Annotated in this window: 18 protein-coding genes; 11 read left to right on the top strand and 7 right to left on the bottom strand. The window is 73.4% G+C overall.

Translation table 11 applies throughout. The features are described from left to right. Nucleotides 1–62: 62 nt before the first annotated feature. Genes ACIO92_RS00425 through ACIO92_RS00410 form a run of 4 tightly spaced genes read right to left on the bottom strand, consistent with a single transcriptional unit; the run spans nucleotide 63 to nucleotide 5,654 of the window. Nucleotides 63–1,370, bottom strand: coding sequence for an MFS transporter (locus tag ACIO92_RS00425; RefSeq protein ID WP_366440872.1), 1,308 nt, complete (start codon nucleotides 1,368–1,370; stop codon nucleotides 63–65). After that, the gene (locus ACIO92_RS00420; protein ID WP_401236048.1) at nucleotides 1,367–3,124 is read right to left on the bottom strand and encodes a condensation domain-containing protein; all 1,758 of its coding nucleotides are present in this window, start codon (nucleotides 3,122–3,124) and stop codon (nucleotides 1,367–1,369) included. The genes ACIO92_RS00425 and ACIO92_RS00420 overlap by 4 nt, the downstream gene beginning before the upstream one ends. Further along, a complete protein-coding gene (locus tag ACIO92_RS00415) occupies nucleotides 3,121–4,506 on the bottom strand; it encodes a DUF6271 family protein (RefSeq protein ID WP_402280650.1) in 1,386 nt (461 codons plus the stop codon). Before ACIO92_RS00415 ends, ACIO92_RS00420 begins: the two co-directional genes overlap by 4 nt. Then, the gene (locus ACIO92_RS00410) at nucleotides 4,488–5,654 is read right to left on the bottom strand and encodes a phytanoyl-CoA dioxygenase family protein (RefSeq protein ID WP_401236045.1); all 1,167 of its coding nucleotides are present in this window, start codon (nucleotides 5,652–5,654) and stop codon (nucleotides 4,488–4,490) included. The genes ACIO92_RS00415 and ACIO92_RS00410 overlap by 19 nt, the downstream gene beginning before the upstream one ends. 480 nt (nucleotides 5,655–6,134) lie before the next feature. Between ACIO92_RS00410 and ACIO92_RS00405 the strand changes: the two genes are divergently transcribed. From ACIO92_RS00405 to ACIO92_RS00365, 9 genes are all read left to right on the top strand, one after another. Beyond that, nucleotides 6,135–6,992 carry a hypothetical protein gene (locus ACIO92_RS00405; protein WP_366440876.1) on the top strand — a complete coding sequence of 286 codons (858 nt, stop codon included), beginning with the start codon at nucleotides 6,135–6,137 and terminating at the stop codon, nucleotides 6,990–6,992. A gap of 80 nt (nucleotides 6,993–7,072) precedes the next feature. Next, nucleotides 7,073–7,306, top strand: coding sequence for an acyl carrier protein (locus tag ACIO92_RS00400; RefSeq protein WP_351784513.1), 234 nt, complete (start codon nucleotides 7,073–7,075; stop codon nucleotides 7,304–7,306). Between the two features lie 256 nt (nucleotides 7,307–7,562). Continuing rightward, complete coding sequence (locus tag ACIO92_RS00395) at nucleotides 7,563–8,402, top strand: 4'-phosphopantetheinyl transferase family protein (protein WP_402055837.1); 840 nt, start codon at nucleotides 7,563–7,565, stop codon at nucleotides 8,400–8,402. A 417-nt stretch (nucleotides 8,403–8,819) separates the two neighbouring features. Then, nucleotides 8,820–9,917, top strand: a complete 1,098-nt coding sequence (locus ACIO92_RS00390; RefSeq protein ID WP_402055834.1) for an AI-2E family transporter — start codon at nucleotides 8,820–8,822, stop codon at nucleotides 9,915–9,917. A gap of 145 nt (nucleotides 9,918–10,062) precedes the next feature. Continuing rightward, nucleotides 10,063–11,712 carry a glycosyl hydrolase family 8 gene (locus ACIO92_RS00385; protein ID WP_402280653.1) on the top strand — a complete coding sequence of 550 codons (1,650 nt, stop codon included), beginning with the start codon at nucleotides 10,063–10,065 and terminating at the stop codon, nucleotides 11,710–11,712. A 346-nt stretch (nucleotides 11,713–12,058) separates the two neighbouring features. Continuing rightward, nucleotides 12,059–12,406: a GNAT family N-acetyltransferase gene (locus ACIO92_RS00380; RefSeq protein WP_366440879.1), complete on the top strand. Its 348-nt coding sequence runs from the start codon at nucleotides 12,059–12,061 to the stop codon at nucleotides 12,404–12,406. After that, a complete protein-coding gene (locus tag ACIO92_RS00375) occupies nucleotides 12,403–13,077 on the top strand; it encodes a 4'-phosphopantetheinyl transferase (RefSeq protein ID WP_402055829.1) in 675 nt (224 codons plus the stop codon). Before ACIO92_RS00380 ends, ACIO92_RS00375 begins: the two co-directional genes overlap by 4 nt. A gap of 266 nt (nucleotides 13,078–13,343) precedes the next feature. After that, nucleotides 13,344–14,156: a response regulator gene (locus ACIO92_RS00370; RefSeq protein ID WP_402280656.1), complete on the top strand. Its 813-nt coding sequence runs from the start codon at nucleotides 13,344–13,346 to the stop codon at nucleotides 14,154–14,156. Further along, complete coding sequence (locus ACIO92_RS00365) at nucleotides 14,153–15,595, top strand: HAMP domain-containing sensor histidine kinase (RefSeq protein WP_366440882.1); 1,443 nt, start codon at nucleotides 14,153–14,155, stop codon at nucleotides 15,593–15,595. Before ACIO92_RS00370 ends, ACIO92_RS00365 begins: the two co-directional genes overlap by 4 nt. Here ACIO92_RS00365 and ACIO92_RS00360 read toward each other — a convergent pair. Further along, entirely contained in the window at nucleotides 15,558–16,070 is a 513-nt protein-coding gene (locus tag ACIO92_RS00360; RefSeq protein WP_366440883.1) for an SgcJ/EcaC family oxidoreductase, read from the bottom strand. The two genes, ACIO92_RS00365 and ACIO92_RS00360, sit on opposite strands and share 38 nt — an antisense overlap. Nucleotides 16,071–16,235: 165 nt before the next feature. Continuing rightward, entirely contained in the window at nucleotides 16,236–17,525 is a 1,290-nt protein-coding gene (locus tag ACIO92_RS00355) for an MFS transporter (RefSeq protein WP_402280659.1), read from the bottom strand. Nucleotides 17,526–17,705: 180 nt separating this feature from the next. Here ACIO92_RS00355 and ACIO92_RS00350 point away from each other — a divergent pair, with 180 nt between their 5' ends. Further along, nucleotides 17,706–18,215: a CGNR zinc finger domain-containing protein gene (locus ACIO92_RS00350; protein WP_366440959.1), complete on the top strand. Its 510-nt coding sequence runs from the start codon at nucleotides 17,706–17,708 to the stop codon at nucleotides 18,213–18,215. Between the two features lie 117 nt (nucleotides 18,216–18,332). Here ACIO92_RS00350 and ACIO92_RS00345 read toward each other — a convergent pair whose 3' ends face one another. Further along, complete coding sequence (locus ACIO92_RS00345) at nucleotides 18,333–18,791, bottom strand: cyclic nucleotide-binding domain-containing protein (RefSeq protein ID WP_366440885.1); 459 nt, start codon at nucleotides 18,789–18,791, stop codon at nucleotides 18,333–18,335. Between the two features lie 151 nt (nucleotides 18,792–18,942). Here ACIO92_RS00345 and ACIO92_RS00340 point away from each other — a divergent pair, with 151 nt between their 5' ends. Then, entirely contained in the window at nucleotides 18,943–19,638 is a 696-nt protein-coding gene (locus ACIO92_RS00340; RefSeq protein ID WP_401236032.1) for an alpha/beta hydrolase, read from the top strand. Nucleotides 19,639–19,737 lie beyond the last annotated feature (99 nt).

The following is a 19,737-nucleotide window of genomic DNA, read 5'->3' as shown; positions in this document are numbered from 1 at the left end:
CGCCCTCGTCGGCGCCCAGGACAACCCGGCACGGGCCCCGCCGGGGCCCGTGCCGGAGCCGGTCAGGCCGTACGGGCCGCCTCCCCGTCGGGGGCCTCGAGGCCCCCGGGCGGATCCTCCCCGGCGTGCTCCTCCGGCGCCCGGCCCAGGGCGCGGATCGCCGGTATCGCCAGCATCACGCCGATGCACACCAGGCCCATGACCGAGGAGAACAGCAGCACCCGGTCGGCGCCTCCCACGGCCTCGGACGCCGGACCCGCCAGCGCGCGGCCCAGCGGGATGACCATGATGGAACCGGCCACGTCATAGGCCGAGACCCGGCTGAGGACGGCCAGCGGGATGTGCGACTGGACGCTCGTCGCCCACATCACGCCCCAGAAGGCGAAGCCGCAGCCCGCGATCACCCCGGTGACCGCCGTCCAGGTGAACGACCAGCCCAGGGCGGGCGCCAGCGGGTTGAGGGAGAAGAAGAACATCGCGCAGGCCCCCGCGACCAGCGGGCGGCGCGGCCGGACCCGCATACCGAGCAGACCGCCGACGATCGTGCCCGCGCCGTCGGCGGAGGCGATCCAGCCGTAGCCGCTCGCCCCGTGCTGCTCGGTGAGCAGCGCCGCGCCCAGCGGCAGGGCCGGGCCGAAGACGAGGAGCCCGTACACCGACCAGACCGCGATGACCCCCCACAGCCAGGGCCGCGAACGGAACTCCTGCCAGCCGGTGGCCAGCCGCCGCAGCATCGGGTCGTCGCTCTCGTCCCGGACGGTGCCGAGCTTGCGCAGCGGGGCCAGGCCCAGTGCGCTGAGCGCGTACGCCGCCGCGATGACCACGAACGATCCGGCCACGTCCCAGTAGGCCACCAGGAGTCCGGCGACGCCGGGGCCCAGCAGGGTGCAGATGGCCTCGGCGATCCGCAGCAGCGCGTTGGCCCGCTGGATGTCCTCGGCGACCTGGGGCACCAGGCTCGCGAGACCCGGCTGGAACATGGCGGTGGCGGCGCCGCTCAGCGCGAGCAGGGCCATGATGTGCCACAGCCGGATGTCCGTGGTGATCAGCAGCAGCGCCAGCACGAGCATGGCCACCATACGGACCACGTCGGCGCCGACCATCATCACCTGCGGGGTGAACCGGTCGGCGAGCACCCCGCCGAACAGGACGAGCAGCACGATCGGCGCCATCCAGGCGGCCAGCGCGTACCCGACGCCCGCCGCCCCGTATCCCGCCCCGAGGACGGCGGTGGTCAGCGAGACCATCAGCATTCCGTCGGCCAGCAGCGAGGTGCTGCGGGCCATGAAGAACAGCCGGAAGCGGCTGGACCGCCACGGGCTGGGCGGAGCGCTCGGCTCCGGTCGTGCGGCCATCTCATCCTTGGTCATGTGACATCCCGGTCCCGGCCGGTTCCTTCCACGAGAATCTGCTGACGGAGCCACGCGTCGTCCGCCGTACCGGCGGGGGCGTCCCGGACGATCACGTAACGGCGCGGGGCCAGCACGCCGGGACGGCCGGGCAGGACGTCCATCAGCGCGGTGTGCGCCCCCGCCGGGGTGAGGGGGGAGAGGCCCGCGGCGACGAACGCCGTCAGGCCCGGCACGCTCCCGTCGTCCCCGGGGGTGTCCGCGACGACATGGACGGGCAGGCCCCCGAGGGCCTTGCCCAGGGCCTCCGCGACCAGCGGCGGCGAGACCCACGACCCGTCGGTCCTGACCCACTCGGGGCCGCGCGCGGCCGGACGGACCCCGGTGACCTCGGTGAGCGAGGCCAGCGGCACGTCGGCGTCCGCCGCCGCCTCCAGGAGCCGTACGAGCCCGGTGAGGAGGGCCTCGGCCTCCTCGCGGGAGAACAGGGCCGGGTCGGCCCAGGTGGCGAGGTGCACGGCGGGCGCGGTCGCGTACACGAAGGTGAGGACCCGGGTGGGCAGCACCTGGTCGGGGCCCCAGCTCAGCTCCAGCTCCGGCGGCTCCGCGTCCTGCTCGGCGGCGGTGTCCTCGGTGGTCTCGGCGACGGTCGCCGGGAGCGTGCTGACGTCGTTGAAGACGACGTCACGGGCGAACTGGCCGCCCCGCTCGAAGGTCGTCCGGCCGATCATGTCCCACAGCGCGAGCGCGTCGAACTGGCTGTGCCGGTAGGCACCGAGCGCCGCTCCCCACGCCTTGCGCAGCAGGGTGTCGAAGCCGTCGACCCGCAGGTCGAGGGAGAGCAGCGCGTCCTGCGAGACGGTGTTCACCGCGCGGGCGAGCCGGGGGTGGTAGCGGTTGGAGGTGGGGACGGCCGCGACGCACTCGCTCTGTCCGGCCCGGTGGGCGACCAGGGCGCACCAGGCGGTCAGCAGGACGGTGGCGGGCAGGCCGCCGGTCCGTTCGGCGACGCCCGCCAGGGCGCGCGCGGCCCGCGCGGAGCGCAGCACGAGCCGGGGCGTCCGGATCTCGGTGCCCTCGGCGCCCGGCTCCGCGAACATGGCCTGCGGCCCGGTGCGGATGATCCGCTCCCAATGGCGCAGCGACGCCTGGGACTTGCGCAGTCCGGCCGGGGTCGACTCCTCGGCGGCCAGGTCGAGCGGGGCGAGCGAGGACGGCGGCGGCAGCTCCTCGCCGGAGAGCAGGGCCAGCCACTCCTCCTTGAGGACGGCGAGGGCGCTGACGTCGGTGAGGGCGTGACTCGCCGCGAGGGAGACGAAGACGGGCGCGCCGTCCAGGGCGACGAGGGAGACCCGGAGGGCGGGGTCCCGGTCGAGCCGGAAGCGGTCGGCGCGGGCCTCGCGGGCCAACTCCTCGGCATAGGCGGCGGGTTCGGCGGGAAGTTCGGTGTGGTCGAGGACGGTGACGGTGAACTCGCCCGCGGCGGCCACGACCTGCTCGGTGGGCGCGCCTTCCGCCCGGTGCGGGAAGGTGGTGCGCAGGGCCTCGTGGCGGACCACGAGTGCCCGCAGGGCGTCCACCGCCTCCTCCGTCCGGGTGCCCCCGGGGACCGGCCACACGTCATGGATGTTGATGTGCGCGGGTTCGTCCCGCACCATGCAGCGGATCATGTTGGCCTGCCCCATGGTGACGGGGCCGCGGCGCTCCTCGCCGCCCGTGTACCGGACGGTGAGGGTGCGGCTGGTCCTCGGGAGCGAGGGTGCTCGCTCGCTCATGCGATGCCTTTCGGGGAGCGGAGGGCTGCTGCGGGTTCTCGGGTCCCCGGCGCGTCGGCCGGCCGGGCCGGCGACGGCGGGGCGGCGAGCGGGCGCTCGCGTCCGGCGCGGGTCACGGCCTCCCAGGCGTCGATCAGGAGGGCGAAGTCCGCCATGTCCCGGACGGCTTCGTCGAGGAGCCGCTCGCGGCGGTCGCGGAGCGTGTCGGCGGCGGTGACGTAGCGCCCGCCCAGGGTGCGGTAGGCGCGGTCGAGGACGTCGAGCCGCCGGATGTTCTCCGTGGGGTCGGTGCGGACACCGTCCCGTACGGCTCTCGCTACGGCGGGGGCGCGGACGTGCCCGGCACCGTCGAGCAGGGCGTCACCGGACTCCTTCAGCGCCGCGTAGACGGCGTTGAGGTGCGGGGCGGCCAGCAGGAACTTGGCGAAGCGCACATGGTAGGCGAGGAAACCCTCGTCCGAACGGCGCTCACCCGTATGGAAGTTGACGATGTGCCGGTTGTGCAGGACGCCGGGGAGACGGGCGTCGTGGACCAGGTGGATGAGGAAGTAGTCGCTGCCGATGGTGTCGGTGGCGGGAGGCAGCGGCACCCGGGCGTACACCGCGCGGTCGAAGGCGATGTTGCACATGTCGACGCGCATCGGACTGACGGTGGTGAGGGTGGTGAGGTCGTCGGTGAACCTGGCGGTCCCGGCCCCCCTGAAGGACTCCGCGACGAGGTTCCTGCGCCAGATCTCCGGATATCCCTCGGGCAGCGACAGGCCGACGACCTCCTCGTACACGGCGGGGTCGATCCGGCGGATCTCCTCGACGTCCACCGACATCTCGCCCACGAAGGAGCCGCCGACCATGGCCACGGGCCGGTCCGCGAGGGCGGGGTCGAGCCTGCTCCGGGTGACGTGTCCGGTCAGTTCCCCGGCGCGCCGCCCGAGCGCCGCCAGCTCGTGGTGGAGGGGGAACACCGGTGCCCCGTCGAGGTGTTGGTAGCGGCTGTCCGAGTCCCTGCGGTGGACCGATGAGCATCCCAGGGCCTCGGCGATGAGGAAGGCGCGGTTGGTGCAGGCCCCGTAGGAGACGTCGTCCGGCAGCATCAGGCCGAGGACCCGGTCCGGCGCGCTGACACCGGAGGCGGTGATCACCTCCCGCAGGAAGTCCCGCTGTTCGGCCTCGTCGAAGTGGTGGATGACCACGCCGGGGGCCGGGGGGAGCGCGGCGACGGCGGCCCGGTGCTCGGCGAGCACGGGGGCGTCGGAGGAGTCCAGGATCAGCAGCCGTACCTCGACGCCGAAGTGGCGGGCCCCGTGGGCCGCTTCCTCGGCGACGGCCCGGATCGTCTCGGCGCAGGCGCGGTTGGTGGGGAGGGTCAGGCAGACGCGGCGCACGACGGCTCCCCGCCCTGCCCGGCCGTGACGGGCGCGTCGCCGGGAGCGGCCGGGGTGCTCCCGGCGGCCGGGGCGGCGGTGGCGGTCGCCGTGTCGTCCGGGACCGTGACCTCGTCGGTGTCGTGCCACGAGGTCAGGCCGAGGAGGCGGCTGCCCAGTCCGTCGAGGGTGGCCGTCGGGTAGCGCTTGGACTCGTGCAGGACCGGGTCGCCGACGAGGGTCCGGTTCCAGCGCGGGGTGCGCAGATGGCGCCAGGAGTCGACGCGGGAGCGCCGGAGCCGCTCGTGCTCCTCCAGGGCGGGCATCATCGAGAGGTACTGGACCGCCCGGACCTGGTCGTCGGAGGTGTTGCGGGCCACGCCGTGGGCGAGGAGACCGTTCCAGATCAGCAGGTCCCCGGGGTGCAGATCGGGGCGGACGACGGGGTACTCGTCGCGGTCGATGTCGGGGCGGAGCGGGTCGCGGTCGGCCGGCTGGGCGATCTTCCACTCCTCGAAGCGGCGGAACAGCTCGGGGTCGCACTGGAAGCCGCCGGACTCCGGCCGGGTGTCGTTCAGCGCGATGATCCCCTGGACCCGCTGCGGCGGGACGCCGAGGGTGGTGTCGATGTCCCAGTGGAGTTCGATGTCGAAGCCCCGGTCGGTGGCCTCGATGAGGGCGCGGTCGCGGTTGCCCCTGTTGGGCGGGTTGAGGTTGAGCCGGTCGAGGGTCACCCACAGCTCTTCGCAGTCCCAGACGTCCACGAAGGCGTCGTAGACCCGCTGGGACTGGCGGTTGTCCCAGAGCAGCTGGTGGTGGTACGCCTCGACGAAGCCGTAGACGTGCAGCTGCTGGTCGAGCTCGGAGCGGAACGGACGGTCCTCGTACCAGCTGTCCGGGCGCTCCGGGTCGAGGCCCTGGAACTCCCAGGTGAAGTCGAGGAGGCGGCGGGCGTCCGCCGCGGGTATCGCCTCACGGACGATGACGTAGCCGTACGTCTGCCAGTGGGCGAAGTCCTCTTCGGACAGCACCCGCAGCGGGCGGGTCTTCTTCAGCTCCCGCAGGGTGGTCTGGGCGAGGTAGGACTCGCCGTCCGCGCTGAAGTAGGGCCGGTCCGAGGGCGCCCGGTGAAGGCGCGGACGGGGGCGGCGGGGAGCGGGTGACGTCATGGGGTCCCTCCAGAACGGGAGTCGGGGGAGGTGGTCCGGCTCGTCGGGTACGGTCGCCCGGAGCAGCACGCGGCGGCCCTCGGCGCGGGGCCGGTGGCAGACGGCGGGACGGAAGGCGGGCGGGGGACGCACGGGTGCCCCGACCTGGTCATTCAGCAGAATTGGTTTAGACCATAGCGGTTGTCAAGTGTCATCTCAATATGCGGAGTTGCCCGGCGGGTCGACACCTTTGGTCTAGACAACAGCTGCGGAACTCGCCTAGTGTCCCCGGTGCGCGGTCCGGTTCCTAGGGGGAATCAGCCGGCCTTCTTCGCCGCGCCCCGCGGTCAACGACGACCATGCGCACGGACGCCCGCCCTGACCCCGCGGACCCGTGGCAGCGCACCAGTGGCCCCGGATCACCGTGGCCGCAGCGCTTTCGTTCCGCCCACCGGCCGACACCCCTGACTGTTCACACGTCCCCAGAGGGAGCGGTTTTCCATGAGCACACCCAGCACCACGGTCCTGCCGGACAGTGGCCTGAAGAGCCCCGGCCCGGGGCTGATCACGCTGGACCCCGTCCACACCGCCCTCCTGCACGGTCTGGACGACCTGCTCACCGGACTGGCCGCGCGCCTCTCCGCGCCCGAGGTCGTCGGCCCCCCGCTGCTGTCCGTCGAGAGCCTCGCCCGGCTCGACTTCTTCCGCAACTTCCCCCATCTCGGGGTGTCCGCGGGACGGTTCGCCCCCGAGGCGCTCGACGGCCTCGCCACCGGAGAGGCCCCGGGGGAACTGCCCCTCAGCCCCACCGGCTATCTGCTGCCCTCCGCCACCTGCTACGGGCTGCTGCTCTCCCTGGAGGGCCGGGACGTGGGCGAGGACGGCCTCCGGCTGTCCGCCGCCGGGCGCTGCTTCCGCAACGAGACCCACTACGACGGACTGCGCCGCCTGTGGGGCTTCCACATGCGCGAGGTCGTCTACATCGGCACCAAGCAGGGTTCCCTCGACCACCTCGACCGGGGAGCCGAGTTCATCCAGGAGGCCGCCGGTCTCCTGGGCCTGGAGCTGAAGCGGGCCGTCGCCGACGACCCGTTCTACGACAAGGGCGGCTCCCGCGCCCGGCTGATGGCCCTCGACCCGGTCAAGCACGAGTTCTGCGCGCCCGACGGCACCGCCATCGCCTCCGTGAACCGCCACCGGAACTTCTTCGGGGAGCGCCTCGACATCCGGGCCGGTTCGGCCGGACCCGCCTACAGCGCCTGCGTCGCCTTCGGTCTCGAACGCTGGGTCCACACCATGATCCTCACCCACGGAAGCCCCGAGCTGGCCCTCGACCGGCTCCGCGAAGCCCGCTCCTGAGGCGCCCGCGCGGCCCCGCCGCGCCCGCCCGCACCCGACACGACCTGACAGACTCGACACCCGAGGAGAGATCTTTTCCCATGGACGTCCGCATCGCCGAGTGGCTGCACGAGAAGAACCCCGGCCTCGACGGCCCGATCGACACCGACGAGGACCTCATCGAGGCCCGGCTCATCGACTCGATGGACTTCCTGGAGTTCATCGACCTGCTGGAGGAGCTCTCCGGCACCAGCATCGACCTCCAGGACGTCACCATCGACGACTTCCGCACCCTGGGCCGGGTGCAGGAGCGCTTCCTGAGCACCACCGGATGAGCCGCCGTCCGTGAACGCGGGACCCGTGGCGGGACGGGGACCGGGGGCCGTACGAGCACCGCTGCCGGGGACCGCACGGGTCTCCGGGACGGAGTTCGCGCGGGACCCCGGGGCGGGACGCGCCTCGCGGCCGGGGTCCGGGCGCGACCCGGGACCGGAACCCCTACGGGGACGGTTGCCGGGGCCCGTACCGCCGGAGCCCTCGCCCCGGGCGTACGCCTCTCCGGTCCCGGGCCCGCGCCCGGCCGTCGCCGCCGTGGCGACCACCCGGGAGGTCCTCGCCCTGCCGGAACTGCACGAAGGGCTCCTCGAAGCCTGGGAACTGCGCCGACTGGCCGCCGCCCGGCTGCCGGAACGCCGGGCCGACGCGCTGGCCGCCCGGCTGCTCGTACGGCTCTGCGCCGCGCGGTTCACCGGGCTTCCGGTCACCGGGGCGGCCCCGGCCCAGTGGTGTCCCGACTGCGCACGGCACGGCCACGGACGCCCCTATCTGCCCGGTCGTCCCGGAACCGGCGTCAGTCTGAGCCACGCCGACGGGGTGGTCGCCGCCGCCGTCGGGCCGGGGCCGATCGGTGTCGACGTGGAACCGGCGGCCCGGCGGCCGGGTTCCGTACGGGTGCTGCGGCGGTTGCTGCCGGAGGCCGAACTGCGCGCGGCGACCGCCCTGCCGGACCCCGGCCCGGAACTGCTCCGGCTGTGGGTCCGCAGGGAGGCCCTGTTCAAGGCGGGCGCCGACGTGAGCCCGTCCGGAACCACCGGGGGCGGTGCCGGGGACGGCCGGGACCGGTCCGCCGGGGGCGGTTCCGCGGGAAGCCGGGACGGGCTCGTCGGGCGTGGCCGCACGGTCGGCCCGGACCGGTCCGCCGGAGGCGGTTCCCCGAGTGGACCCCTCCGGTCCGCCGGGGACGGTCGTACGGGCGGTCAGGACCGGCCCTCCCGCGATGGTTCCACGGACTGCCCGGACCCGTTCGGCTTCGGTTCCCGGTCCGTCCTCCGGGTGCTCGAATGGACCGACGACCGCAGGGCCGCCGTGGCCGCCGTGGCCGGGACCGGTCCCGTGACGGTCCTCGCCGGTCTCGGGCCGCTCGGGCCGTGACGGCTGCGGGAGGCGGGCGCCCCCACCACGGTGACCTTCACCGGCCCACGGGTGAAGCCGGTCGCCCGCGGCGGGATCGCGCGGATCTCGCGGTCGCTCGGCACCTCGCGGGCGTTCGGCCACGGGCCGACCGGCGGGGAGCCGTCCGCCGGGGGTGCGCGGTGGGCGCGGGACCGGGCGGCCGGGCGGACCCGAACTCCAGGCCCGGCGGCGGTGCGCCGCGGCCGGCCGGTGCGAGCGGGGCCGTCCCGGCGAGAACGGTGACCCGTCGGCTGATCCTGAACATGCCGTATCCCCGGTGAGGACGCCGGACGGGCGCCCGTTCCGCTGGGGGGACGCGGCCGATCGGCGGAGATCCGGGCATCCGGCCCGTGATCCCTGCGACAGGCGGGTGTCACGGGTGGTAGGCCCTGGGCCATGCAGCCAGGCACAGCACCGAAAGTGAGCCCCTTCCTCCGCACGGCCGCCGCCTACGCGTGGCGCCTCATCGTCGTCGGCGCGTTCGTGTACGGCCTGTTCGCGGTGCTCGGACGCTTCCACGAGATCGGCGTCGCCGTCTTCCTGGGGCTGGTGGTCACCGCGCTCCTGCGGCCCGTCGCCGATCTGCTCGCCCGGCGGCTGCCGCGCGGCCTGGCCGTCGCCTTCACCCTGTTCGGGGGCGCGGTCCTCGTCCTCGGCGTGCTCACCCTCGTGGGCGAGGCGGTCGCGGGCGAGCGGACGACGCTGGTCCGGGAGTTCCGGGAGGGGATCGGCCGGATCGAGGACTGGCTGGAACGGCCGCCGTTCCGGCTCGCCCCCGGGGCGCTCACCGAGCTCCAGAACAAGGCGGGGGAGTTCCTCTCCAGTCATCGCTCCGCCCTGCTGAGCACGGCGCTGAGCGGGGCGGGCCAGGTGGTCGCGGTGCTCACCGCGCTGGCCCTCGCGGTGTTCTGCTCCGTTTTCTTCCTCTACTCCGGGGACCGCCAATGGGCCTGGTTCCAGGAGCAGTTGCCCCTCTCGGTCCGGGGCCGCACGGGGATCGCCGGACGCGTCGCCTGGCGCACCTTCACCGGCTACACCCACGGCATCGTGGTGGTGGCCGCGACGAACGCGGTGCTCGTCGGGGTGGCGCTGTGGCTGCTCGGCGTGCCGCTCGCGGTGCCGCTCGCCCTGCTGGAGTTCCTCGCCGCGTTCGTGCCGCTGATCGGCTCGCCGGTCGCCCTCGCGATCGCCGCCGTCGTGGCGCTCGCCGCGAAGGGGCCGCTGGTGGCGGGGATCGTGATCGCCCTGATCGTGGTGATCGGCCAGATCGAGGGTCATCTGCTGCATCCGCTCGTCATGAGCTGGGCCGTCCGGCTCCATCCGCTGGTCGTCGCGCTCTCGGTGGTCGCGGGATCGATCGCCGCGGGCATCGTGGGCGCCGTGGTGGCCGTACCGCTGGTCTCGGTCGTCTGGTCGGTCCATGCTGCGCTGAGGGACGCCCGGCGCGCGGCGGCGGAACCGCCGTCGGTCCCGCCCGTTCCGAACGAATCCTGAGGGATCGTCAGAAATGGTGGTGGCCGAAGGAGTTCACCTCTCCGTTGTCGTCCGGGGTATTGCGCGGCGCTGTCGCCCTCTCTACTCTCCCGCCAATGGTTAGGAACATTTCCTAACCATTGGCCATGGAGGAAAGGGAGTTGTCATGCGTCGAAGAAGCATCTCGCTTCTCGGGCTCGCGGGCCTGCTGGCGGTGCCCCTGACGGTCCTGCCGCAGGCGCGGGCCGCCGACGGCCCGGTGTCCACCGGAAAGGCGGTGACCGCCTCGTCCGTCGAGAGCCCGGCGTTCGGAGCCGGTCTCGCGGTGGACGGCAGCACGGGCACCCGCTGGGCGAGCCTCGAAGGGGTCGATCCGCAGTGGATCCGCGTCGACCTCGGGGCGAACCACACCGTCTCCCGGGTGAAGCTCGACTGGGAGGCCGCCTACGGCAAGGCGTACCGCGTCCAGACCTCGGCCGACGGGGCCACCTGGACCGACGTCTACTCCACCACCACCGGTGACGGCGCCGTCGACGACCTGACGGTCTCCGGCAGCGGCCGGTACGTCCGCGTGTACGGCACCGGGCGCGGCACCGCGTACGGCTACTCCCTCTGGGAGTTCGAGGTGTACGGCGCGCCCAGCGGCGGTGGCGACGGCGGCGGGACGACGGCCGTGCCCTTCGGCAGTCACCTCAAGCCCTACACGGCGGGCACCCTGAAGCCCTCCGGCGCCCAGGCGTCGAACGACCAGAAGGTCGTCGACTACTACAACCGGTGGAAGTCCGCCTTCGTCCGCCAGAACTGCGGCAACGGCTGGTACCAGGTCATCTCGCCCGACGCCGACCACCCCTACGTCGCCGAGGCCCAGGGCTACGGCATGGTCGTCACCGCCACGATGGCCGGTGCCGACCCCGACGCCAAGAAGATCTTCGACGGACTGGTGAAGTGGAAGATCGACCACCCGTCCTCGGTCAACCCGAACCTGCTCGCCGCCGAACAGGACGCCGCCTGCAAGAGCGTCAACGGCGGCGACGGAGCCACCGACGGTGACATGGACGTCGCCTACGGCCTGCTCCTCGCCGACAAGCAGTGGGGCAGCACCGGCACGTACAACTACAAGGACCTCGCCCTCAAGCACATCGCCGCGATCAAGAAGGACGAGCTCAACCCGACGAGCAAGCTCCTGAAGCTCGGAGACTGGAGCAGCTCGGGCGACCAGTACTACTGGATCACCCGCACCTCGGACTGGATGGTCGACCACTTCCGGGCCTTCCGCGCCGCCACCGGCGACACCACCTGGGACGCCGTGCGCACCGCGCACCAGACCCAGATCTCCCGCCTCCAGTCGACCTACGCCTCCGGCACCGGTCTGCTGCCCGACTTCGTCGTCGACACCAACACCACGCCCAAGCCCGCCCCCGGCAAGGTCCTGGAGGACCCGAACGACGGCGCCTACTGGTGGAACGCCTGTCGCACCCCGTGGCGCATCGCCGACGACGCCGTGACCAGCGGGGACGCCACCTCGCTCGCCGCCGCCCGCAAGATGAACGGCTGGATCAAGACGAAGACGGGCGGCGACCCCGACAAGATCGCCATCGGCTACAAGCTCAACGGCACCCAGATCTCCTCCGGCAGCGAGGCCGCCTTCTTCGCCCCGTTCGCGGTCGCGGCGATGACGGACCCGGGCAGCCAGGCGTGGCTGGACGCCCTGTGGAACAAGATGCTGGCCACCCCGATCGACACCAGCAGCTACTTCTCCGCGAGCATCCAGCTCCAGGTCATGATCACGGTCTCCGGCAACCACTGGGTCCCGTAACCCCGTTCCGGCCGACACCCCTCACCTCGCGACGGACAGGGCGGTGAGGGCGTCGGCCGACGCGACCGGCCCACCGCCGGGGAGACCGCGCCGAGCGGACTCCCCGGCGGTGGACCGGGTCCGGTGGCCGAACGGTCGGGTGGTCGGGTCGCCGGGTCGTCGGGTCGTCGGCTGTGACGGAAGGCCGGGCCGGACGCGGCGGCGGGTCAGGGCCCGGCCTCTACGGGACCCGGCGCCCGCCCGTAGGGGGTGACCCTCTGCCCTTACGGGACCCGGACCTTTCCCGTAAGGGGTTCCATCCCCTTCTCATACGGCCCCGGCCCCGTGCCTCGATAGAGTCACCGACATGCTCGATCTGATCGCACCCACCGCTCACCTGCGCTCCTCCTGGCTGGAGGCGTTCAGGGAGTGGCCCCTCGACGGCTTCCTCCTGGAGGCGGGCGGCCACATCGGCTACAGCGTCCGGCCCTCCGCGCGCCGCCGGGGCGTCGCCACCCGCGCCCTCGCCGCCCTCCTGCCCCGCGCCCGCGCCCTCGGACTCGACCGGACGCTCCTCACCTGCGAAGAGGACAACACCGGCTCGGCGCGGACGGTCGAACGCAACGGCGGTGTCCTGGAGGACGTCCGCTCCGGCGCGTACGGCACCAGGCGCCGCTACCGGATCGACCTCGACGGCCCGGGGCGGGACCGGTGATCGACCTGCTCGTCCCCGACGTCGTCGCCACGGCCTGGCGGTCCGACGACACCGAACCGGTGACCCTCTTCCCCGAGGAGGAGGCCCTCCTCACCCGTGCCGTGGAGGTACGGCGCCGGGAGTTCGCCACCGTACGCCTCTGCGCCCGCCTGGCACTGGGCCGGATGGGTGTGCCCGCGACCCCGCTGACCCGCGGCCCGCGCGGGGAACCGCGCTGGCCGGAAGGCGTGGCCGGGAGCATGACCCACTGCGAGGGCTACCGCGCCGCAGCGCTCGCCAGGACCACGGACGTCCTGTCCATCGGCATCGACGCGGAGCCCGCGGGCCCCCTGCCCGACGGTGTCCTCGACGTCGTGTCGCTCCCCGGCGAACGCGGCCATCTCACGGACCTCGCCTCCCACGCCCCCCGACTGCCCTGGGACCGGCTGCTGTTCAGCGCCAAGGAGAGCGTCTTCAAGACGTGGTACCCGCTGACCCGGCGCGAACTGGGATTCGACGAGGCGGAGGTGGAGTTCACCCCGGGCGATCGGACCGCGCCCCACGAAGGCACCTTCCGTGCCCGGCTGCTGGTCCCCGGCCCGACGGCCGACGGCACCCGGTACGAGGGCTTCACCGGACGCTGGCTGGCGCGCGACGGGCTGGTCCTCACCGCGATCGTCCTGCCCCGATGACCGCTCCCTCCATCTGAGGCTCACCGTGGTCCGGGACCGGCGCGCCCTGAGCCGTACGGAGAGGGGGAGACGACCGCGGCACGGACGGGACCGCCGGGCGCGGGCACCCCGCCGACCTGCGCGGAGACGGCCCCGCCGACATCGGCCGGGTGCGGGGAGAGCCGCCGGGGACCCGCGAGCCGTCCGCCGGGGCCGGCCGCTGACCCCGGTGCCGGGGGACCGGAGGAGTGGGTTCGAGCGGGCGGAACTCGAACTAGGGTTTCCCCGTGCGTGTACTTCTGGTGGAAGACGACGAGCCGGTGGCCGAGTCCCTGCGGCGCGGACTTTTGCGTTACGGGTTCGAGGTGGAATGGGTCACCACGGGGGCGGCGGGGCTCGCCGTCACCGTGCCGTACGACCTCGTCCTGCTCGATCTCGGCCTGCCCGACACCGACGGGCTCGACGTGTGCCGGGCACTGCGGAGGCGCGGTGACGTCCCGATCATCGTGATCAGCGCCCGCAGCGACGAGACGGACCGGGTGGTGGGTCTGGAGATCGGGGCCGACGACTACGTGTCCAAACCCTTCGGGGTGCGCGAGGTGATCGCCCGGATCAGGGCCGTGATGCGACGGGTCCGACCGGCGGACCGGCCCTCGGGACCCCAGTGGTACGGCGCCCGGCTGAGCGTGGACCGCAAGGCGGCACGGGTCCGGCTCGACGGCGCCGAGGTCGCCCTGACGCCCAAGGAGTACGACCTGCTGTCCTTCCTCACCGAGGAGCCGGGCGCGCTGATGTCCCGGGAACAGATCATGGAGGCGGTCTGGGACGCCAACTGGTTCGGGCCGACCAAGACCCTGGACGTGCACGTGGCCGGACTGCGCCGCAAGCTGGCCGGGGCGGTGACCATCGAGGCGGTACGCGGGGTCGGCTTCCGCCTGGTCGTCGGAGAGCCGGACGGGCCGGATGAGCGGGACGAGCCGGACGAGCCCGACGATTCGGGGGTGACCGGACCGACCGGACCGACCGGACCGGCGGACCCGACCGGCGGCTCCGGCGCGTCCGGCGCGCCCCACGCCCCCGAGGTGTCCGACCGACCGTGATCAAGCGTCTGATCGTCAGTTACGTGGCGCTGGTCGCGGTCGCCCTGGCCGCCTTCACCGTGCCCGTCGCCCTCACCCTCACCGCCCAACTGCGCGGCGACACCGAGGAGTCCGTACGCCGTGAGGCCACGACCATGGCGCTGCTGCTCGGCGACGGCGACGCGCCCGCCCGGCAGGCGCTGGCCCGGATGGCGGCGGCGTACGGGGACGAGACCCCCGGCCTGGTCGAGGTGGTCGCGGCCGACGGCCGCAGCTCCATGCCCCCGCTCCCGCTGCCGGAGCACCCGGGCGACGCGGCCTTCGACGCGGCCCTCACGCACGGCAGGACCACCGTCGACTGGGGTTCGAGCATCGTGTGGGGACCGCAACTGGTGGTCACCGTACCCGTGTACGCGCGGGGGGAGGCCGCCGGACGGGAGGACCGGATCGTCGGCGCCGTGCGCGTCCGGTACGAGACCGCCGATCTGACCGACCGGCTCTGGAAGATCTGGGGGTTCCGCGCGATCCTCGCGGTCGGGGTCCTCGCGGTCGCGGCGGGACTCGGCGCGATCGTGGCCCGGCTGCTCACCAAGCCGCTGCGCCAGCTCAACGACATGGCCAGCCGCTTCGGCGACGGCGACCTCACGGCCCGTTCGCCGGTGACGGGACCGCAGGAGACGCAGACCCTGGCCCGGACCCTCAACCAGGGGGCCGAGCGGCTCGACAAGCTCGTCGCCTCGCAGCGCATCTTCGTCGCGGACGCCTCCCACCAGCTGCGCACCCCGCTGACCGCGCTGCGGCTCTCCCTGGACAACATCGCGGACGGCGCGGACGACGAGTCAGTCCGTGAGGACGTGGACCAGGCGACGGCCGAGGTGGTCCGGATGAGCCGTCTGGTCAGCGGGCTCCTCGTGCTCGCGCGGGCCGAGGCCAAGGTGTCCGCGCCGGAGCCGCTCGCCCTGCGCGAACTCGTCGAGGAACGGCTGAGCGTCTGGCGGCCCGCCGCCGACGAACGGGGGGTGACCATCGTCCTGACCGGCGACACCGACGCGCGGCTGCGGGTCCTCGCCGGGCCCGGAAACCTCGACCAGGTCCTGGACAACGTGCTCTCCAACGCCCTGGAGGTCTCCCCGGACCAGGGGACGATCACCGTACGCCTGGAGGCCGGAGGCCCCGAGGAGGCGGTCCTCGAAGTGCTGGACCAGGGGCCCGGCATGTCCGCCGCCGAGCAGGCCCGTGCCTTCGACCGGTTCTGGCGCGGTCAGGGACTGACCGGCCGTTCGGGCTCGGGGCTCGGGCTCGCCATCGTCAAGCAGCTCGTCACCGACGACGGCGGTGGGGTGGCCCTCCGGGACGCGCCCGGCGGCGGACTGTGTGTGCGGATCGGGCTGCGATCGGTGGCCGAGGGGCAGCTCCGGTGGATCAGCCCTCGGCCGGCAGCACCGAGGAGTGGTGGTTGACTATCAGCCACTCGCCGCCACGCTTCTCGTACATGTACGTGTAGCGGGCCTCGACCGGCTTGGTGACACCGGTCGCCGGGTCGGTGAGGTGGAAGCGGTACAGACCGGCGTCCAGGGCGGAGTTCTCGTCCAGGATCGTGATCACGGAGCGGATCTTCTCGCCACGGGGCTTCTTCAGCAGGAAGTGCTCGAAGTAGTCGGTGATCTCGGCGTGGTTGGTGCGGATGCGCGGGGAGGCGGTCGGCAGGAGGACGGCGTCCTGGGCGTACCGGTCGGTGACCCGCTCGGGGTCGCCGGACCGCAGGGCCGTGTTCCAGCCGTCGAAGAGACCGGCGATCTCCCGCTCGGTGGCCTTGGCGCGCCGGTTGTCCTTCTCGCCCGCCTGGGCGACGCCGACCCCGGCGGTGAGGGTGCCGAGCGCCACGACGGCGAGACCACCGGCGAGGGCGGCACGGGTACGGGACATGGGCTTCATGGGGGGCTCCTGCATCGGATGGACGTGCGCCGAGCGCCGTTGCGTCGGCGTGCAGCCACTTTCGCCGCGCCCCGTACAGCCCCCGTACAACGGCCGTACAACTCCCGTACAGAGAAAGGGAAGAACCTGGCGGCGCCCCGGAGCCGGGGCGGGTCCTCGGTGGAGTCATTCCGGCCTCGCGTCCCTCCCGGCCGGTGCGGTGACGGCCGTCGGGACCGCGAGGAGGACCAGTGCCGCGAGGGCCGCCGTACCGGACGCGAGTGCCAGGGTGCCGGAGAGGGACCGGCCCGCGAGCGGTCCGCCCGCCGCCGCCCCGAGGGCGAATCCGGTGATCTTCAGGCTGGCGCCGGTGGTGAAGATCTGGCTCCGCAGACGCTCGGGGGCCTCCCGGTGGCGGACCGCGAACAGGGCGGCCAGTTGCGGTCCTTCGCCGATCCCCAGGACGAGGAAGGCCACGACGAGCACGACCGGCCGCCCCTGGGAGGCCGAGGCCAGACCCAGTGCGGCGGCCTGGACGAGAGCGCCGGACCACAGGAGCGTGCGGGGGGAGATCGCGCGGGGCGACCGGGCGAGCGCGGCATCGGCCACCAGCGCGGAGAGCGCCGCGCAGGAGAGCAGCACCGCGGCGTGACCGGCCCCGCCGAGGACCCGCTCGCCCAGGAGCGGGACGCAGGCCATCAGCATCCCCTGGGCGACGCAGCAGACGACCGAGGCGAGGGTCGCCCTCGCCAGGGCCGGTCTCCCGGCGACGATCCGCGCCCCGGCGAGGAGATCACCGGCCACCGAGGACGACCGGTGCGGCCGGGACACCGGCAACCGCCTTTTCCCACAGGGGTCGTGGCCCCCCGGCGGCATGGGGGAACGGGCGGGCGGCGGTCGGGTGGTGGCGGGCGAGGGACGGGCGGGCAGCAGCCATGCGGCGGGCAGCGCCAGGGTGATGAGCGCCACGGACACCACCACCGCCGTCGAGGCGCCCAGGGCTTCCGCCACGCCTCCGGCGAGCGCCGGTCCGGCCAGCGCCGCCACGCCGAACGTCATGGCGTCGAGCGCGTTCGCCCCGGGCAGACGGTCGTCCGGGACCACCCGCGGGAGCTGGGCCGTCCAACCGCCCGACAGGGCCGGACCCAGCAGGCCCGTCACCCCCGCCACCAGCACGGTGACGGCGAACGGCCACCGGCCGAGGCCCATGAGAACGGCCCCCAGGCCCGTCGCGTGGAGGAGGAGGGCCCCGGCCAGCAACCGGCCCGGCCGTTCCGCCCGGTCGAGGAGCACCCCGAGCACCGGCCCCCCGAGGGCCGCGGAGGCGGTGATGCCCGCGAGCAGCGCGGACGCGTCGGCGGTCGATCCGGCCAGGGCGAATGCCGCCAGCATCAGCGCCGGTCCCGACATCTCGTCCCCGGCGCGGGCCGCCACCGCCCCGGCGAAGTATCGGAGGAGTCCGTAACGTTCTGACATGCGCAGGACGTTACGGAGGTAACTCAGAAGTCAGCAAGATGCGTTACATTCGGCTCCGTGTCCCTCCTCAGTGATTCCAGCGGCGCCCAGGGCGACAACGGCCGCGGTGCTCCCGGCGACGGCGGTGACGACTGGTCCACCCGGCACTCCGTCCTCGCCACCGCCCGGCGCACCGCCGCCCTGATCAACGCCCTCGCCGACGAGTACCCCGATCCGGCCGTCGTCGCCGAGACGCTCCGCGCCCACGGGGAGACGGACCCGGTGGACCTCACCGCCCGGGACGTCGCCGGGATGCGCGAGGCCGCCGCCCTGCTGCGGGAGGTCTTCGCCGCCGAGCGCACCGATGAGGCCGCCGCCGTCCTCAACCGCCTGCTGCGGAACCACACGGGACAGCTCCGTCTGACCTCGCACGGCGGTGGCGCCCCCTGGCACCCCCACCTCGACCGGGACGACGACGCGCCCTGGGACGAGTGGTTCCTCGCCTCCTCCTGCACGGCCCTGGCCGTACTCGTCTGGGACCGCCAGCGCCCACCCGGCAGGATCTGCGCCTCATCCGCCTGCCAGGACGTCTTCATCGCCCGGGGCAGCGGCCCGGAGCGCCGCTACTGTTCCCGCCGGTGCGCGACCCGCGAACGCGTCGCCGCCCACCGCCGAGCCCGCTCCACAGAGCGGCCCGACGGCGCCGCGTAGGACGACCTCGCCGGACCTCGCCGGACCTCGCGGGACCTCGCCGGACCGCTGACCCCGCTGATCCCGGCCGCCCCACGGAGAGCGGTCGTCCCACGGAGACCGGTCGTCCCACGGCCCTCAGGCGAGCATCCCGCTCCCGTGCGGCGCGTACAGATCGAGGAGCCGTACCCGGGTCACATGGAGCCGGTGCGCGAGGATCGACCCCACCCAGAACATCACCGCCGCGCCGAACTCCGTGTCCGAGCGGCACATCGAGCGGACGGCGGGGGCGTCGAACTCGTGCGCCCGCACCGGCGTCATCGCCTCCGCCCCCGACTGGCACAGGAACGGCGGGAACATCCACGAGAGGCCCACCAGCTCGCCGTGGCGCAGCGTCTCGATCACCGGGGCGGTACGACCCGGCACCTTCGCGTCCAGCGTCACCGCGCCCGTCTTCACGATCCAGAACCGGTCGGCGTACTGCTGCTCCTCGAAGAGCCGGTGGCCGGACTCGAAGTACACGTCCTCGGCGAAGGCCATCAGACGCTCCCGGTGCTCCGGCGGCAACGTGCTGACCTTGGGTGCGGCTCTGCTCATGGCGGACCCTCCTCGCGCGGTCGGCTCCCCACCCCCAGTGTCCGCCAGGCAGCCCCGGCCCGCGTGCGGGCCCGCCACCGCGCGCGTAGCGTGACGACGGGGGCACGGGGCGGGATCAGGGGGCCACTTCTTCGCAGATCGGTAGGGAACCATGGCAGACAAGCCCTCCATCGTCCTCGTGCACGGCTTCTGGGGCGGCGCCGCCCACTGGGGCCATGTCATCGGCGAACTCCACCGGCGCGGACACGAGGGGCTCCACGCCGTCGAGAACCCGCTGACCTCCCTCGCCGAGGACGCCGAGCGGACCCGGAAGATGGTCCGCCAGATCGACGGCCCCGTGGTCCTCGTCGGACATTCGTACGGCGGCGCCGTCATCACCGAGGCGGGCGACCTCCCGAACGTGACCGGCCTCGTCTACATCGCCGCCTTCGCCCCCGACGCGGGGGAGAGCCCGGGACAGATCAGCCAGGAGCACCCGCCCGCGGCCTTCGACAACATCGTCCCCGACTCCGACGGCTACCTGTGGATCAAGCAGGACGCCTTCCGCCAGAGCTTCGCCCAGGATCTGGGCGAGGCGGAGGCCCTGGTCATGGCCGTCACCCAGAAGGCGCCGCTGGCCTCCACCTTCGGCGACAACATCACCGCCCCCGCCTGGAAGGTCAAGCCGACCTACTACCAGGTCTCCACCCAGGACCACATGATCCACCCGGACAACGAGCGCCGCATGGCCGCGCGCATGAACCCGCGCAAGACCATCGAACTCGACGCCAGCCACGCCTCCCTGGCCTCCCGGCCCGTCGAGGTCACCGACCTGATCGAGCTGGCCGTCCGCGAGACCGGCGGTTGACGGAACCGGTGCGCGAGCAGCCCACGGGCCCGCTCGCGCACCGGCCCCCTCACTCGGCCGGGTGATCGCCGCGTCCGGACGCGGCGGGGCACCGAATAC

Source organism: Streptomyces sp. NPDC087215 (assembly GCF_044744885.1).
GTDB lineage: Bacteria > Actinomycetota > Actinomycetes > Streptomycetales > Streptomycetaceae > Streptomyces.
This window is presented reverse-complemented; position numbering and strand designations above follow the sequence as displayed.